This window comes from Pseudoalteromonas sp. GW168-MNA-CIBAN-0100, from assembly GCF_040309225.1.
GTDB lineage: Bacteria > Pseudomonadota > Gammaproteobacteria > Enterobacterales > Alteromonadaceae > Pseudoalteromonas > Pseudoalteromonas arctica.
This window is the reverse complement of sequence record NZ_JBEOOL010000001.1, coordinates 90,516-106,741: the sequence shown is the minus strand read 5'-3', so window position 1 is coordinate 106,741 and position 16,226 is coordinate 90,516. Positions and strand designations below refer to the sequence as shown.

Here is a 16,226-nt window from a genome sequence, read left to right as displayed (position 1 = left end):
TATTAACATTAAATGAATAAAAAGGTACAAAGATAAGGATTTTAATTAACTAAATATCAACAAGTGAGTGATTTAACGAGGTTTGAGGATTTTACTGGGTATATACAGGTATTTACACGATGTTTACATGGTGCAGGCAAAAAATCTCGGTTACAAAAAATATGTATAAAAATGAAAAGGCGGTAATAATAATTATTACCGCCATCAATAATAGCTAAATATCAGGGTGAAATATTAATAAGCCAACCAAACCGAGTTCTGATTAAGTGGCTTATTTTTTAGTGGGTAGCGCTTTTCTGCCCAAACGGTATGCATCCATCATGCTCAGCACCCAAATTATAATCATTAAAGGCATATACTTATATTCAGCGAGTTTAGCGCAGGCGTCAGAAGGTTGTTGCGCGGCTTTTAAAATGGCCGTAACCGACATCGGGATTTTTCCGTGTACAATTTCATTTGCAGTACACTGTGCAATCGCAAATATATCTTTTAGGGTTAAAATTAAAAGAACAGAAAATACACCTGCAAAAATAGCGCCTATAAGGTGTTTTTTTAAAGAAAAATGCCCCGCTCCAGGATAAACAATGGCGGTAAGTAAAGCAGCTTTTAGATCTTGTTTCATTTTTACCTAATATAAATTCACTTTAACGTGATCACATAAAAAAGCCACTTTGCAGTGGCTCAATTAAAATATCAAGTAGTTAAATGTATTATTGTCCACCAAACCCGAGAGTTAACTCAATACCAACAAAGCGAGGTGCTCCTGCAACAAATGTTGGGTTGCCAAATCCCCCTCCAGTATTACCTGCATCAACTAAATACTCTTTATCTAATAAGTTACTAGCAAATACACTAACAGCCCAGTCATCACCATTTGCGATACCTAAGCGCGCACTGACTAATCCAAGCCCTGGTTGGCTAATATCTAAGCCTGATATTGGCGCATTTGCTGGCTCAAAAAACACTTCAGAGCGGTAGCTATATATTAAAGAGCTCGTTAAATTAAGTGAGTTCGACAATTCTGTTGAATAAAACAGCCCCGTACTAAACGTCCACTCTGGTTGTAGTCTAAATTTATTGCCTGCGAGGTTACCGTTATTACTATCATCATCTATTTCAGCATCAAGGTAAGCCGCATTGGCAAAAACCTCAAACTCATTATTAATTAACGCCCTTACCTCAGCCTCTGCGCCAACATTAGTGGCAGAGCCCGCATCAGCAGAAAACGCAACGCCTTCATCATCCTGTAACGTAACCTGAAAGTTAGAATAATCTTGATAAAATACAGCGACAGAGTAATCTAAACGCCCGTCAAGCGCTTTGCCTTTAATACCGGTTTCGTAGTTCCAAATAATTTCCGCAGGGACTTCTGATATAGAAGCTTCGACATTTCCTTGTTCGTTGTTAGCCGAACTTACTTCAAGTACTTCCGAACGACGCCCTTTTGAAATAGTCGCATACATATTTGTAGTAGGGTTTATTATATAAAGCGCATTAAAACGTGGCAGCCAATCATCATAATCAGCATCGCCATAAAATGTTTCACCATTTGTATCAACCGTAAACAATGGCGCTTGTGTTAAAACACTATTGGGTGCAGCAGAGCTATAGCCACTGCGCTTTTCTTCTTTTATATAACGAAGTCCCGCTGTTAACTCTAATGCTTCAGTAGTAGCATAAGTTACATCAGCAAACGCTGAGTACGCTTTGTTTTCACCATAGTTTGTAAACTCTAGTGAATATGGCAACTCGTTTACTACACCACCTGTTAATGCTGGCGTTAAAATATTAACGCTACCATCATTATTAATACAAGGAACACCTGAGCCCAATACACCTAAGCAATTTAAAAATATAGACTCCTCTGTACTAAATGGAATACGCTGGCTACCATCTTCTTCAAAGTAACTCACACCAAAAATACTAGTAAACTTATTCTGTGTATAGACAGCGCGTAATTCTTGGCTTAACTGATCGCCCTCAGCAGCTTCTGCAAATTCTAAAAACCATGCTTGCGTACCATCAGCATCAAACACTTCTAAAGAGTCAAAGTTACGCCCTGCAGTAATTGAGGTGATTGTTAAATCGTTACTTACATCCCAATTTACAGTCAAATTTAAATCGTTAACTGTGCGCTCCACACCTAAGTCTTTTTTTCCAAACACAGACTCTGCATACGGACTACCTGGCATTTCAACAAAGCTATATGGACTTGTATCACCACCGGTTGGTGCATAAAGCCCATTTTTAAAAGATGTACCCGAGTCATCATTTTTTTCATACGTATACACCAAATCAATCGTTACATGGTCACTAGGTGTAATACGTAAAGACGGACGATAAGAAAAACGCTCAATAGCATGCATATCATCTTGCTTAAACCCAGCCGGATTTTGGGAGTTACTATCTCCTGCAATATTTTTTATAAACCCATCACGTTCACGATAAGTAAAAGCAACACGGCCTTGCAATAAATCATTGCCACCCGTTACAAAGCCACTAGCACCTTTGGCCGAGTAATTACCAACGGATGCTTTTAATTGAGCCGAAAAATCTTTTTCTGGTTTACGTGTTGCTACACTAATGGCACCTACAGAAGCTGCTGTTCCAAACAGTGTTGCTTGTGGTCCCTTAACAACTTCAATCCCTTCTACATCAAAAAGCTCAAAGTATGAGCCACGAGAGCGTGATACATCTGCTCCGTTATAATAAATAGACACACGAGGGGATGATTGAGACGACCCACTATCAGACGTAATACCACGAATTACAAAGCCCGGGTTGTTAGGGCTTTGCTCTTGAATAACAAGCCCTGGTGTTATTTCAGATAAAGTGTCGAGTTCGCCAATACCTAAGCTTTCTAAAAAGTCGCCATCGTAGGCGCTTATTGTTACGGGCACATCTTGTATTGATTGCGCACGCTTTTGAGCAACAACCACTATTTCATCAAGTTCTTTATTTATGGTTTGATCTGCAAAACTATTTGTTGATGTAACGCAAATCATCGCCACAGACAATTTAGTAAGTTTAAGAAAAGGCCGTGTTGTTAATTTATTTTTCATGTTTTTCACTGTTCGTCCGGTTAATTGTTTTTAGGAATTACCAGTAATCTAACGAACTATTACGACTTTTTTACGTCTTATTAATTACGCATTGGTTAAATTGATGTTTCAACTTTATGAAAAACAATAAATTATTGTATTCATATAAAAATTATAATATTGAAAAACTCAGCGTACACTTGTACACTAAAATTCATTCAAATAGTGGTAGGATCTGTTATGTCGTTAGAAGCGCCCTATTCTAAAAAAGAAGAACAACTAAACGTAATTAGTCATGCACTTGGTATTGTATTTGCCGCATTTGTTATGTGGGATTTATTTAGCCAAGCCACCAGCACTAACGCGTATATTAGTACTGCAATTTATGGCAGTAGCCTATTTGTACTGTTTTTGTCATCCACTTTGTACCACGCCAGTATTCAACCGCGCTTAAGAGCCTTTTATAAAAAGTGCGATCACTGCGCCATATACTTATTAATTGCCGGCACCTACACTCCCTTTTTATTGATCTCATTAACCGGTGCTTGGTCATGGGCCACACTTACATTTATTTGGGCGGTGGCACTAGCAGGCGTTGCGTACAAAGTATTTGTAAAAAACGGTAATAAAAAAATATCGCTCGCCACCTACTTGCTCATGGGTTGGTTTGCACTGGCTATAGTGTATCCACTTTATTCTAGTGTTGATGTAAAAGCACTTTACTGGCTACTTGCCGGCGGCATTTTTTATAGTTTAGGTACATTATTTTACAGCGCTAAAAGCACCCAATTTAGCCACGCTATTTGGCACTTATTTGTTATTGCTGGGTGTGTTTGCCATTATATTTCAATTAGCAATTACGTTTATTGAGCTGGTATAGCCAATTAATATGGTCTAGTTTGATCCGTGAATTCACCACTCATAGTAACTAAGTGTTAGGATTTACATATTGTAATTTTCAAAAATCATGGATGATCAATGTATAATTTAAATCTAGTACCTCTTTTCTTTGTTTTAGCTTTAGTTCCATTTCAACTTTTAGCTGAACAACAGCTGCCCACTGAATTTGATAATAACCGCATCTTTCTTACTCCAGAACTGAAAGATGGTCAAAAGCTAAAGTTCTTTACAGATACAGGTGGCGGTTGGAATGCTATATCGAAAGAACTTCATCAACAATATAAATGGCCTACGATTGAAAAAGTAGATGAAGGTAATGTGCATACACTGTCAAGTATGCCGGACTTTCAAGCTGGCTCAGAAATTCCTATTGGTGGTTTGCAAAACTTTATGGAAGGCTATTTATTTATAGTCCCTAAGGATGAACTATCAATTGAGGAAGACTTTGATGGTTTTTTAGGTGGCCGATGGCACGCAGAAAAAATTATTAAGATTGACTATTTAAATAAATCTATGTCCATCCTGCAATCTTTAGATGAAATAAACTTATACAAATTCAAAAAGATAAAACTAGGTTTTCAAAAAGACTCGCAACAAAAATACACCACCGCATTTCCTAGAATCGAAATAAAAGTTCAAGGGATAGAATACCAAATGCTTTTAGATACTGGTGCAACATCAATATTAACCGATGCAGCGGCAAAGCATATACAAGGTACATCAAAGGTAGTAGGTACTTCTTTTATTTCAGCCAGTATTTTTGAAAATTGGAAAACTCAAAATCCAAGTTGGGCTGTTATTGAAAAGGCGGAGTCTAATACTGGAGAATCAATGATAAAGGTCCCTAAAGTTATGATTGCCGAGCAAGTTACAGGGCCGGTTTGGTTTACACGGAGGGCAGATAATAACTTCCACAAATTCATGTCATCAATGATGGATAAAAAAATAGATGGAGCTTTAGGTGGTTCGGCTCTTCAATATTTTGAATTGGTAATTGATTATATAGACGAGTCTGCATATTTAAAGAGTGAATTCTGAACAATTAACTTCTCAGCTGGCACGTACCCATTATGTCGGCTTCGAATGCTTGAACTCACACCGAACAACGGATATTCAGAATCAATTGGGATTAGCTAAGCGATACTAAGAGGAAGTTTTCCCCTTTTTTACATAGCGCGGATTCAAATCTGAAGTGCATAACGTTTAGGCGGCTTTAGCCGCCAAGTGATCCTGCATCAATTTTGCAGGCGTTTCAAATCCAAGTGTCTTCCTCGGACGATTATTAAGTTGCTCAAGTACGGGTATAACTTGCGCTGGTGTTACCGCCTTAAAATCTGTGCTCTTCGGCCAATACTGGCGTAGTAATCCATTCGTGTTTTCATTCAATCCGCGCTCCCATGAGTGATAAGGGTGAGCAAAATAAACAGGAACACTTAAAGCCTCTGTGATTTGCTCGTGATAAGCGAACTCTTTTCCATTGTCAGCCGTGATGCTATGAAGCGCTGACCTATATGGCCTTAATAGTTCTATCGTCGCCGCAGTGACGGCTTCCGCTGTTTTTCCTGCCACCTGAGTTGATACAGTGAATTGGGTAACCCGCTCTACAATGGTAACAAGGGCGCCTCGATGACCTTTACCTATGACGGTATCTATTTCCCAATCTCCGATACGGCCTTTCTCATCAACTATTTGTGGGCGCTCTTCAATGCTAACGCGATTTTTTATTTTCCCTCGGTTTGTTTTACCATGACTGCGCTTGTGATATTTCTTACCGTGTCGGCGCAGATGTAGGTATAACTCACCACCTGCTTTTTTATCTTCCCAGATATACAGATAAATGCATTCATGGCTGACAGACCGTTCACTTTCTTTGCGTAACCATCCCGTTATTTGTTCAGGACTCCACTTCTCATTAAGCTTCTGGGTAATTAAAGCTATCATTTCAGGTGTCATCTTAAGCGGTTTTCTTACACTTCTTCGGCGAAACAAAGCCCGCTCATGAGCTTGTTTGTGTCTGTAACCTCGCTTACCTGTATTTCTAGAAAGCTCTCTTGAAATCGTAGATTGCGATAAATTAGTTAGCTCAGCAATACTTTGTTGCGTAAAACCACTTTTCTTTAGAACGGCGATCTGGCATCTTTGCGCATAGGTCAGTTGTTTGTAATGTCTCATTGTAAAATCTCTTGCCGGAGAAAAAGCAGTTAGCTTATGAGCAACTGACCACTTAATCTAGCCAAAACAAGTTATGCACTTACAATTTGAATCTAGGTAGTAAAATAACCTTTCCTAAGCATAATATTTATTAATGGCAATAACTTACACTATTTGCTATTAATAGAAACTCATAAAATAAGGGCGTTTTCGCGCTAGAATAGGGAAAGTGTCCACTGATAAAGCCGTTATGTAGCTTGGAGGATAATCATGCAACATGTCATAAATGTGTTAGAGCCTATTTTTCAAGAACATTGTTGTAGGGTCAAGTCGGCACCTGAGGAGTCTCTAACGATATTTAAACTCAGAGCTCATGGCCATGGTGTTCCTGATGAGGTGACTAAACAGTTAACCTCCTTTTATTTACAAGTTGCAGAAGTTCCTTGTTTGGACTCATTTGCTGTACATGGTTGTGATGAAATCATCATATTCGAGTGGTGGCAGGACGGTGAGCTATGGCTAGGTACAAAGGATTATTACATTTTACGTTGGTCATCTGAGAAAGCACGTTTTTGTATTGGGGATGCAAACAACGTAAGCTTCAGCAATGAAGAAGAGTTTATAATGTTTTCCGATGCCGTTGTAGCTTTAGCCAATGTATATTCGTGATGTTGAGTTTTTATGCTACATAAGAAAGGTATTTAAACTAAACAAAAAAAACAGTGAGTTACGATTTGTTTTGCTACGCATTTCACCCCACAATTGTTGTCCGCATAAGGCGGCGTTATCAACGTCCGCAATTGGCACTTACCTGCCAATAATAGTCACATCACTCCCACCGGCACTCGCGTATATTCACTTTGTCGTTTTTAAACAGTACGCCTTCTGATAGTAGCTTTTCGCGTTGTTCTTGGTATTTTTCGCTACCTTCAGGGAATGATATTTTACCTTGGCTATTCACTACCCTGTGCCAAGGTATAACCGAGTCGTTTGGCATCATTTTTAATAAGCGCCCGACCAACCGTGAGTTTTGCGGGTAGCCCGCAAGTGCTGCAACTTGCCCGTAACTTGCTACTTTTCCTACTGGTATGCCTGCGATAACAGTATAAATAAGCGTTTCTTTATCAATATCCATTGTTGTTAGAATATTCCTTACTTAATTGTTTAAATTGCTCCCAGATAGTACGCGCTACAGGGCCGTGGTGCATTGCATGCTGCCTAAAGGCTCTAATTTGCGCGCTAAATTTATGCTCTCGGTCAGTTATGTGTATTTCTTGAAGTAAGCCTGCTTTTATTTCAGGGTCGCAGTGCTCTAGGCTCATCATTGCCCAACCCGCACCTGAGAGTAAAAACGATTTTAGGGTCGATACATCATCAATTTTCATCATGGCGGAGCCTTTTGAGTACGATAGCCTGTCGCTGTCGATACTCAAGTCACTTTCAAACATGGCTAAACACGGATACGTTTGCAGTTCGCTATAGGTGAGTTTTTGAGGGAGTACGCCTTTAGCGCTCACAATGCCAATATCGAGCCTGCCTATGGGTACGCTTTCTAAATCGCCTGTTGCATGAAATAAATCAAACCACGGGCCAATGCCTAATTCGGCTTGCCCACTGTTTACTTGCTCTAATGAAATAAAGCGCTTCCCGCTGGTTAAGCTAAACTCTGTGCTGGTAAACAACCTAAAAGTATTACTTATGATCTCGTTATAACTCTGCATATGACAAAGTTGCTCGTAACAAACTCTAAATTGGGGTTCATTACCTAATGCCAATTCTTTAGCGAGCTGTGCCAGCTCGTCGTTGGCATGCAGTAGTTGCTGCGCTTCGCGGTGAAAAACACGCCCTTTTTCAGTAAGCTGCAATCGGTACTTACTTCTGTCTAGTAACTCAAATCCTATTTTGGCTTCTAAGTTTTTAATTGCGAGTGTAAGCGCGGGCTGCGTTTTATGTAGCTTTAGTGCTGCTCCACTTAAGCTTGCGCTTTGCACTATGGCATCTAAAATTATTAATTGATTCAGCTTCATATACCGCCCTGCAACATCATAAATAAAACTTATTGAGTTTCTAAAATTTAATGATTTTTATTTTATATGTTTGCAGCGTATGCTGCACTTAATTATTTTGCCATGATTGCAACGGAGAAGACATGAAACTCTTTCGTCTATGTTTATTAACAACGACCTTACTTAGCTTAATAGCCTGTTCTGAGCCAGAACAACAAGTTAAAGAAGAGCCTATTCGCCCTGTTAAATTATTCAACATAGGTCATGATACGCAAATTAACATTCGTAGTTTTCCTGCTGAAGTTGTTGCAAACCAAGGCTCTTACCTTGCTTTTAGGGTAAACGGCGAACTTGTTAAGTTTCCGGTTCTTGCTGGTGAACACGTTGAAAAAGGTGATTTATTAGCAAAACTGGATCCAGAAGATTTTCAATTACAGTTTGACGAACGTAAAGCGCGCTTTGAATTGGCAAAGTCACAACTTGGCCGTATTGAGCAATTGTTTGAGAAAAAAATCACCAGCCAATCAGAATTAGATCAAGCCACTGCTAATATGCAAATTGCTGAATCTGCATTTAGAATTGCACAAACGAACCTTGAATACAGTGAACTACGCGCACCATTTTCAGGCACTGTCGCTAAGGTGTTTGTTAAAAACTTTGAAAATATTCAAGCAAAGCAAAATATATTACGCTTAGAAACACGCGATTTAATGGATGTAGAAATCCAGGTTCCTGAAAAAATAATCGCTCGCCTTAAAAAAGGCACCGATTACCACCCTACTGTAAAGTTTGATGGCTTTGACGATAAAGAATACACACTTGATATCAAAGAGTGGGACACCCAAGCTGACCCTGCAACGCTTACCTATAAAGTTGTGTTTTCGCTACCAGTACCTGAGGACTTTAATTTACTAGCGGGTATGACGGGTAGCGTGCTTATAGATTTAAGTAAAGTAACACGCTCGCAAGTTGCTTATACAATATTACCTATCGAGTCGGTGTTTTCTGAGCCGCAAGAATCAATTGAAGATAACGCCTACGTATGGCTTTTTGATTCAAAAACTAGCCAAGTGCACAAACAAGCTGTAAAGGTTGGCCAGTTGCACCGCGATGGTATTGAAGTATTAAGCGGTATTGAAGAAGGCCAAATTGTGGTTTCTGCCGGTGTGCATTCACTAAAAGAAGGCATGAAAGTAAGAGCATGGAATAAAGAGCGAGGCTTATAATTATGAGCTTTGCACAACTCTCCATAGAGAAAAAAGTAATCAGTTGGATGTTTACGCTGCTGCTATTAATTGGCGGTAGTGTGTCGTACTTTGATTTAGGGCAACTAGAAGACCCTGAGTTTACGCTTAAAAAAGCCATGGTTATTACCATGTACCCTGGCGCTTCGCCGCAGCAAGTTGAAGAAGAAGTTACTTTTCCGATTGAAAACGCGATTCAGCAATTACCTTATGTTGATTACGTTACGTCTATTTCATCTAACGGGAAATCACAAATTACTGTTGAAATGAAAAGCACTTATCGTAAGGAACAACTCCGCCAAATTTGGGATGAAATGCGTCGAAAAATTAACGACCTTTCTCCGTCATTACCCAGTGGTGTTTACCCAAGCACTATTTTGGACGACTTTGCCGACGTTTACGGTGTTATGTATTCGGTAACCGGTGATGGTTATTCGTATGACGAGCTTAAAGATTACGTCGATTTTTTAAAACGTGAACTGGTATTGGTTAAAGGCGTAAGTAAAGTAACAATAGCGGGTGAACAACAAGCGCAAGTAATGGTTGAAGTTTCTACGCGTAAACTTGCTCAATTAGGTATTGCGCCAAGCCATATATTCCAGTTATTGCAATCGCAAAACACGGTATCTAACGCGGGTAAAATTCGCGTGGGCGATGAATCAATTCGCCTGCACCCTACCGGTGAATTTAAAGACGTAAAAGAACTCGAAACGTTGCTTATTTCAAAATCGGGTGAAAGTGAACTTATTTATTTAGGCGATGTTGCAAAGGTTTACAGAGAGTATGCAGAAGTACCAAATAACATTATTCGTTATAACTCTCAGCAAGCTTTACTTATTGGCGTGTCGTTTATGTCGGGTGTTAACGTGGTTGATGTGGGTAAAAACATAGACGAGCATTTAGCATCACTTGAATATCAACGCCCTCATGGTATTCATATAAATTCTGTATACAACCAACCACAAGAGGTTCAAAAATCGGTTGATGGTTTTATTATCAGCTTACTTGAAGCCATTGCGATTGTTATTGTAGTCCTGCTGTTATTTATGGGTTTAAAAAGCGGTATTTTAATTGGTGGTATTTTACTGCTTACCGTACTGGGTACGTTTATATTTATGAAGTTGTTTGCTATCGACTTGCAACGCATATCGCTTGGGGCACTTATTATTGCGCTTGGTATGCTGGTTGATAACGCAATAGTCGTCACCGAAGGCATACTTATAAACCTTAAACGTGGCCAAACAAAACTCAAAGCGGCTGTTAATATTGTTGAGCAAACAAAATGGCCTTTACTAGGTGCAACAGTAATTGCAGTCACTGCCTTTGCGCCAATTGGTTTAAGCTCTGATGCCAGTGGTGAATTTGCCGGTAGCTTGTTTTGGGTGTTGTTTATTTCGCTTTTATTAAGCTGGATAACAGCAATTACGCTAACGCCATTTTTTGCTAATTTAATGTTTAAAGAAAACGAATTTAAAAACGAAGAAGGCCAAGAAGATGAAGACCCATACAAAGGCTTTATTTTTAATGGTTACAAAGCGATTTTAGATTTAGCGCTGCACTTTAGAAAAACCACGCTTATATTAATGGTTGTTTTACTGTGTACAGCGGTTGTTGGTTTTGGCTCTGTAAAACAGTCGTTTTTTCCTGCCTCTAATACGCCTATGTTTTATGTAGATTACTGGCAAGAGCAAGGTTCTGATATTCGCTCAACCCTTGAGGGCGTTAAAAAACTTGAACAGTTTTTATTAAAAGAACAGCTTGTTGAAGAAGTAACAAGTACAACAGGCCAAGGTGCACCGCGCTTTATGCTTACCTACGCGCCAGAAAAATCATACCCAGCGTACGGGCAATTAATTATTCGTGTTTCCAACAGAGAAGCCGTAGCAACTGTAATGCAAACAGTGCGTGATTACTCACACAATTATGCACTCTCTGCACAGCTTAAAATTAAACCTATGGAAATTGGCCCCTCTACTGATGCAAAAATAGAAGCTCGTTTTTCGGGTCCTGACCCCGTGGTATTAAGGCAGTTATCCGCTAAAACCAAAGAGATATTAGGCAAGGACGACGGTGCATTCAATATTCGAGATGACTGGCGCGCACGTACCAAAATGATTCGCCCGCAATTTAACGAGCAAAAAGCACGTCGATTAGGTATTAGTAAATCAGATTTAGACAATGTATTACTAACGAGCTTATCGGGTAAACAAGTGGGCGTATATCGCGATGGCACGCAGTTGCTACCCATTATTGCCCGTTCTCCCGCTAACGAGCGCTTAAACGTAGAAAGCGTACACGACCTTCAAATATACAGCCCAGTATTGGGTGTATTTGTACCAGTGACTCAGGTTGTAGACGAATTTGATGTGCAGTGGGAAGACAGCCTAATAATGCGCCGCGATCGCAAACGTACTATTACAGTAATGGCCGATAATAATGTATTAGGGGATGAAACACCTGCAAAACTATTTGCCCGTATTCGCGGTCCGATAGAGAACATGGAACTACCGCGTGGTTACCAACTAGAATGGGGCGGCGAGTTTGAGTCATCAAGCAAGGCGCAAAAAGCAATATTTGGCTCATTACCGCTGGGTTATTTAGCGATGTTTGCAGTCACGGTATTACTTTTTAACTCACTTAAACAGCCACTTGTTATTTGGGCAACTGTGCCTTTGGCTATTATTGGTGTAAGCGCGGGCTTGTTAGCAATGAATGCTCCGTTTAGCTTTATGGGTCTACTTGGTTTGTTAAGCTTAAGCGGTATGCTAATTAAAAACGGTATTGTATTAGTTGATCAAATAAATCTTGAATTAAGGGAAGGTAAATCGCCCTATGAGGCCGTATTTGACTCTGGTGTGAGCCGTGTACGACCGGTTGCAATGGCAGCTATAACCACTATTTTGGGTATGATCCCGCTGTTATTTGACGTGTTTTTTCAATCAATGGCGGTAACGATTATGTTTGGTTTAGGCTTTGCTACAATTTTGACTCTAATTGTAGTGCCAGTACTTTACACGGTTATATTTAGAATTGATTACGAGCCACGTAAGTAGTTAAACATATAATTGGTTAACATTAAAAAATGCCACTGGCTCAAGGTCAGTGGCATTTTTATTTAATACCGATGAAAAAAGAAAGGCTACATATTTAGTTGTTAAGAAACTAACCGCAACACTTTTTATATTTTTTGCCACTACCACATACACAGGGTGCGTTACGCTCTGGTACTTTATCAAATACTTGTGGTGTTGACTTGCTAAGCGCAAAGTCTAGTTCGCGAATATCTTCTGGTACGTCTGCTTTAACTTCAATTGAAGCAAACAGCGAATGCTCTTCTAGTATTGCTTCTATTTCTGATTGTCGTTCAGCTGAGTTTACAATTAGCGTTAACGGGTGTAACTCTGTGCCGACCTTTGCGGTACGATTTGGCGCAAATCCATTACTGTTATTTTTACCCATTATGTCGGGCTTACCCATAAAGAAAAATTTTGACATGTTACTTCTATAACCTTTCTACATTATTAAGACGGCGCATCTTAACAGCTTACCCAACATATAACTAAGTGTACTTGCTAATGCACAATATAAATCAAGCTTTAGCGTATATACGCCTAATATAGCGACATAATGAGACCATTTAATGGATTTAGGCAAAATTTGAATTCGAAATATAGTAAAATTATCATGACTCAACTTAGTGCCGTTTTAGTATCTAACTCAATATTATGGAAAAGCATTGGAAACCTTTAAAATTGCAGTACTAATAGCAGGCAGTCTTTTTATACTTTTTGGTTATTTACGCTTTATAACTGACGATAGTGGTAACGTGAACTTAAACAACTACCGTTTTACAGGGGGCATACTACTGGTTATTTCCGGTATGGTTGATGGCACACGCGACCTTGTTAAGCGCTTGCGTTCTAAAAACTCGTTATCGGCGATTGCAGTTTATTTAGGTATACTCTTATTTTATATTGGCTTTAGCATTCAATAGCTAAACATTAAGCGCTAATTTGGGCTTTATACAAGCAGCATTTTATAAGTGAATCCCCTGTGACCTTTAAACAACTATTCAACAGCGCCTTATTACTTTTAGTAACAGCACCTCCGCTGGTTTTACTTGCATGGGATGAACAAGCCGATCCCGCTTTTATCCCCAACGGTATATATAACACCTTAACATTTACGTTATTTCCAATAATAACGATCGTGTTATCGGTTGCTTTATTTAGGCACCTATATAAAAAATACAATAATAACGTTGAATTTAAACATACGGTTAAGGATTATATTGTTGAGCACGGGAAATTCCGCTCAGTATTTATACCAATCGGTTTACCTATTTTAATTTACTTATGGTTGTGGACGTCAGTATGTATTTCAGTAAAGTTACTGGCTAATAAATACGGCGATAATATATGGCAGCAAGAATATCAGTTACTCGAAGTAGGTACTTGCCCAACTGATTATGAATACAGTTGCGCAAAACTGACTGTACTGGATTTAAAAAGCTATAAAAAGCACACTTTTAGATGGTATTTAGATAAAGGTAGATTGGTGGGTTTGCAAAATAACAACGTAAACTTAGTGGGCGTTAAAAGCCCACTTGGTAATATAGTACAAGAAATACAGTGGTAGTAGAATACCACTTAGCTGCACATTATTTTTTTAGACTGAGAATACGGTCCGAGCTTGGTTTTGAGTCTGATTTAGCATTAGACGACTTGTTCTCTTTAATGCTTTTTGGCTTACCCACATACGTTGTAGAACGCTTTTGGTAAGGAGTATTACTGCGCTCATTTTTGCGCTCGCCATTAGCGTTGCTGCGCTCAGAGTTACGATTTGTATTTCGCTCAGTACTACGCTCACTATTTCGATCACCATTATTAAAGCGTCGTGGGTTTTCGCCCTGAAAATCGCGTTTTTTAGGTGCTAAAGGTGCATTATTTTCTGATTGCTTATTAGTATCAAGCGAGTGCTCTTGAGTTTTACCAGAATCAGAAATTGAATCGTTTATTTGCGCCATTTCAATATCTGACAAGTGACGCCATTGTCCTACTTTTAAACCTTTAAGTGTTACGTTCATTATGCGCGTACGTTTTAAGGTTACCACTTCGTAGCCTAAGTATTCACACATGCGGCGTATTTGACGGTTTAAACCTTGAGTAAGTACTATTTTAAATTCTTTGGGGCCACTTTGCGTTACTTTACATTCTTTAGTAACGGTATCTAAAATAGGCACACCATTCGCCATTTTTGTAACAAACTGACGATTAAGCGGTTTATCTACCGTAACAACGTATTCTTTTTCGTGATTATTGCCTGCACGCAAAATTTTATTAACGATGTCGCCTTCGTTAGTTAAAAATATAAGCCCTTCAGACGGTCTATCTAAGCGCCCTATTGGGAATATACGCGTAGGATAATTTACTGCGCGAATAATATTACTTTGAATTTTACTTTCGGTAGTACACGTTATGCCAACGGGTTTATTGTAGGCAATGTAAACGCGCTTCGGCGTGGCTTTAAGAGGCTTACCATCAATTAATACAACATCGGTAGCGGCTACTTTTACGCCCATTTCTGGTGAGTAGCCATTAACGCTGACACGACCTTGCTCAATATATTTATCGGCTTCGCGGCGTGAACAAAATCCTGTTTCACTAATAAATTTATTTAAACGTTTTAATTCGGTCATGGCACTTATAGCGTAGTAATTTTTAAGGCGAGTAGTGTAAACCACCCACACTATTTTTTCGCCCCTAATTTACTATTTATAGGCGTTTAAGCACTAATTTTTACTTTAGTTAATTTACGCCATACACATTCAAGCGGACCTTGATTAAAATAGCGGCTGTATAAAAAGGTAAATATGAGCTGCAGCGCAACTAATGCCGTTGCAACTAACCAATAGTCAATACGATCAAAACTGAGCACCCAGTGGGTAAATAGCACTTTATATAACAACAGTTGTATGAGTGTTTGGCTAATATATAAAGTAAATGCTAAGCGCCCTGCTTGTTGAATAAGCATGCCGACGTGTGCCCTGTTATTGCAAAATTTAACAATTAAATGAATATATAGCGTAGCCATACCTAGGGCCGCAAACATATTTACAAATTCTTGCACCCCATATCCTAAGCTGCCATTAAGCTGTGATGCATAAAGCCTGATTCCACAAAAAACAAGGGTCATTGCACCGCAAACTATTAATTGCTGAGTCGTTAAGCCTTTACTAAAAACGTCTTGTTTATATAAATAAATGCCAATGAGCATAAGGCCCACGCACATCCACATTGTCATTATTGGCACCATAACAAGCATCAATGTGTTCATGGCGAGGTTACTAATAAAGTAATCAATATAGTGTGGGTTATATAAATCTATAAACTGTGCTGAATCACGGTAAATCACTTCATCGGGTACGTTAGATACAATAAGCACTGTAGCTACACCCGATAACAAAATAAACTCAAGTCCTCTTTTTAAAAGAACAGTGCTATCACTCTCTAAATATTTAATAACAAACCAGCCAGATACACCGTAAACAAATAAAATATCACCTGCCCAAAGTAAAAAACCATGTGCTAAGCCAAAGAGGATTAACCAATAGAGCCTGCTTTTTAACTGCAATTCAGATTTGTAACGTTGCCACTGAATGTAAAGCCCAGCACCAAAAAGCAAACTAAACAGTGTTCTAAAACGCCCGTCTACAAACAAACTGCTAAAGGTGTGAATAATTGAGTCGCTAACAGGAGGATTAGTTAAGGAGGTATACCCGTATTCAAAAAGGCCGAAGGCGTAAGCATTCATGTAAACTAGGCCAAGTACGGCAACGCCGCGAATAAAGTCCATATTATAATTGCGCATTAAAGCTATTATCC

The 16,226-nt window shown here is 39.1% G+C and carries 15 protein-coding genes; 7 read left to right on the top strand and 8 right to left on the bottom strand.

Annotation, left to right across the window (positions count from 1 at the left end; all coding sequences use genetic code 11):
• Positions 1 to 271 precede the first annotated feature (271 nt).
• Together AAEY62_RS00500 and AAEY62_RS00495 are read right to left on the bottom strand one after the other, a co-directional pair.
• Entirely contained in the window at positions 272 to 622 is a 351-nt protein-coding gene (locus tag AAEY62_RS00500; RefSeq protein ID WP_024591096.1) for a hypothetical protein, read from the bottom strand.
• An 88-nt stretch (positions 623 to 710) separates the two neighbouring features.
• The gene (locus AAEY62_RS00495; RefSeq protein ID WP_350634418.1) at positions 711 to 3,062 is read right to left on the bottom strand and encodes a TonB-dependent receptor; all 2,352 of its coding nucleotides are present in this window, start codon (positions 3,060 to 3,062) and stop codon (positions 711 to 713) included.
• A gap of 219 nt (positions 3,063 to 3,281) precedes the next feature.
• Between AAEY62_RS00495 and trhA the strand changes: the two genes are divergently transcribed.
• Positions 3,282 to 3,911: a PAQR family membrane homeostasis protein TrhA gene (gene trhA / locus AAEY62_RS00490; protein WP_350634417.1), complete on the top strand. Its 630-nt coding sequence runs from the start codon at positions 3,282 to 3,284 to the stop codon at positions 3,909 to 3,911.
• Between the two features lie 108 nt (positions 3,912 to 4,019).
• Positions 4,020 to 4,979, top strand: a complete 960-nt coding sequence (locus AAEY62_RS00485) for a pepsin/retropepsin-like aspartic protease family protein (RefSeq protein ID WP_024591099.1) — start codon at positions 4,020 to 4,022, stop codon at positions 4,977 to 4,979.
• A 165-nt stretch (positions 4,980 to 5,144) separates the two neighbouring features.
• On the opposite strand, the gene AAEY62_RS00480 is transcribed toward AAEY62_RS00485, so the two are convergent.
• Positions 5,145 to 6,113: an IS30 family transposase gene (locus tag AAEY62_RS00480; protein WP_350634416.1), complete on the bottom strand. Its 969-nt coding sequence runs from the start codon at positions 6,111 to 6,113 to the stop codon at positions 5,145 to 5,147.
• A 426-nt stretch (positions 6,114 to 6,539) separates the two neighbouring features.
• Here AAEY62_RS00480 and AAEY62_RS00475 point away from each other — a divergent pair, with 426 nt between their 5' ends.
• Complete coding sequence (locus tag AAEY62_RS00475) at positions 6,540 to 6,761, top strand: hypothetical protein (RefSeq protein ID WP_350634415.1); 222 nt, start codon at positions 6,540 to 6,542, stop codon at positions 6,759 to 6,761.
• A 160-nt stretch (positions 6,762 to 6,921) separates the two neighbouring features.
• Here AAEY62_RS00475 and AAEY62_RS00470 read toward each other — a convergent pair whose 3' ends face one another.
• Both AAEY62_RS00470 and AAEY62_RS00465 read right to left on the bottom strand, forming a co-directional pair.
• Positions 6,922 to 7,227 carry an MGMT family protein gene (locus AAEY62_RS00470; protein ID WP_024591781.1) on the bottom strand — a complete coding sequence of 102 codons (306 nt, stop codon included), beginning with the start codon at positions 7,225 to 7,227 and terminating at the stop codon, positions 6,922 to 6,924.
• Complete coding sequence (locus AAEY62_RS00465; protein ID WP_010552989.1) at positions 7,217 to 8,119, bottom strand: LysR family transcriptional regulator; 903 nt, start codon at positions 8,117 to 8,119, stop codon at positions 7,217 to 7,219. Before AAEY62_RS00465 ends, AAEY62_RS00470 begins: the two co-directional genes overlap by 11 nt.
• 122 nt (positions 8,120 to 8,241) lie before the next feature.
• Here AAEY62_RS00465 and AAEY62_RS00460 point away from each other — a divergent pair, with 122 nt between their 5' ends.
• On the top strand, positions 8,242 to 9,324 hold the full coding sequence (locus tag AAEY62_RS00460; RefSeq protein WP_024591780.1) for an efflux RND transporter periplasmic adaptor subunit: 1,083 nt from the start codon (positions 8,242 to 8,244) through the stop codon (positions 9,322 to 9,324).
• A 2-nt stretch (positions 9,325 to 9,326) separates the two neighbouring features.
• A complete protein-coding gene (locus AAEY62_RS00455; RefSeq protein WP_024591779.1) occupies positions 9,327 to 12,395 on the top strand; it encodes an efflux RND transporter permease subunit in 3,069 nt (1,022 codons plus the stop codon).
• Positions 12,396 to 12,504: 109 nt separating this feature from the next.
• On the opposite strand, the gene AAEY62_RS00450 is transcribed toward AAEY62_RS00455, so the two are convergent.
• Positions 12,505 to 12,837, bottom strand: coding sequence for a PBPRA1643 family SWIM/SEC-C metal-binding motif protein (locus AAEY62_RS00450; protein WP_010552992.1), 333 nt, complete (start codon positions 12,835 to 12,837; stop codon positions 12,505 to 12,507).
• A gap of 241 nt (positions 12,838 to 13,078) precedes the next feature.
• Between AAEY62_RS00450 and AAEY62_RS00445 the strand changes: the two genes are divergently transcribed.
• Positions 13,079 to 13,336, top strand: coding sequence for a hypothetical protein (locus tag AAEY62_RS00445; protein WP_024591778.1), 258 nt, complete (start codon positions 13,079 to 13,081; stop codon positions 13,334 to 13,336).
• A 59-nt stretch (positions 13,337 to 13,395) separates the two neighbouring features.
• On the top strand, positions 13,396 to 13,980 hold the full coding sequence (locus tag AAEY62_RS00440) for a hypothetical protein (RefSeq protein ID WP_024591777.1): 585 nt from the start codon (positions 13,396 to 13,398) through the stop codon (positions 13,978 to 13,980).
• A 22-nt stretch (positions 13,981 to 14,002) separates the two neighbouring features.
• Here the strand turns inward: AAEY62_RS00440 and rluF are convergent, their stop codons facing one another.
• Together rluF and AAEY62_RS00430 are read right to left on the bottom strand one after the other, a co-directional pair.
• Positions 14,003 to 15,040 carry a 23S rRNA pseudouridine(2604) synthase RluF gene (gene rluF / locus AAEY62_RS00435; RefSeq protein WP_024591776.1) on the bottom strand — a complete coding sequence of 346 codons (1,038 nt, stop codon included), beginning with the start codon at positions 15,038 to 15,040 and terminating at the stop codon, positions 14,003 to 14,005.
• A gap of 86 nt (positions 15,041 to 15,126) precedes the next feature.
• On the bottom strand, positions 15,127 to 16,212 hold the full coding sequence (locus AAEY62_RS00430) for a DUF418 domain-containing protein (RefSeq protein WP_502935314.1): 1,086 nt from the start codon (positions 16,210 to 16,212) through the stop codon (positions 15,127 to 15,129).
• Positions 16,213 to 16,226 lie beyond the last annotated feature (14 nt).

Bases quoted from the DNA above. Each gene is read 5' to 3' on its own strand.
- AAEY62_RS00480 (WP_350634416.1), bottom strand. From the start codon at position 6,113: ATGAGACATTACAAACAACTGACCTATGCGCAAAGATGCCAGATCGCC.
- AAEY62_RS00450 (WP_010552992.1), bottom strand. From the start codon at position 12,837: ATGTCAAAATTTTTCTTTATGGGTAAGCCCGACATAATGGGTAAAAAT.
- AAEY62_RS00465 (WP_010552989.1), bottom strand. From the start codon at position 8,119: ATGAAGCTGAATCAATTAATAATTTTAGATGCCATAGTGCAAAGCGCA.
- AAEY62_RS00500 (WP_024591096.1), bottom strand. From the start codon at position 622: ATGAAACAAGATCTAAAAGCTGCTTTACTTACCGCCATTGTTTATCCT.
- AAEY62_RS00430 (WP_502935314.1), bottom strand. From the start codon at position 16,212: ATGCGCAATTATAATATGGACTTTATTCGCGGCGTTGCCGTACTTGGC.
- AAEY62_RS00485 (WP_024591099.1), top strand. From the start codon at position 4,020: ATGTATAATTTAAATCTAGTACCTCTTTTCTTTGTTTTAGCTTTAGTT.
- AAEY62_RS00455 (WP_024591779.1), top strand. From the start codon at position 9,327: ATGAGCTTTGCACAACTCTCCATAGAGAAAAAAGTAATCAGTTGGATG.
- rluF (WP_024591776.1), bottom strand. From the start codon at position 15,040: ATGACCGAATTAAAACGTTTAAATAAATTTATTAGTGAAACAGGATTT.
- AAEY62_RS00470 (WP_024591781.1), bottom strand. From the start codon at position 7,227: ATGGATATTGATAAAGAAACGCTTATTTATACTGTTATCGCAGGCATA.
- AAEY62_RS00460 (WP_024591780.1), top strand. From the start codon at position 8,242: ATGAAACTCTTTCGTCTATGTTTATTAACAACGACCTTACTTAGCTTA.
- trhA (WP_350634417.1), top strand. From the start codon at position 3,282: ATGTCGTTAGAAGCGCCCTATTCTAAAAAAGAAGAACAACTAAACGTA.
- AAEY62_RS00495 (WP_350634418.1), bottom strand. From the start codon at position 3,062: ATGAAAAATAAATTAACAACACGGCCTTTTCTTAAACTTACTAAATTG.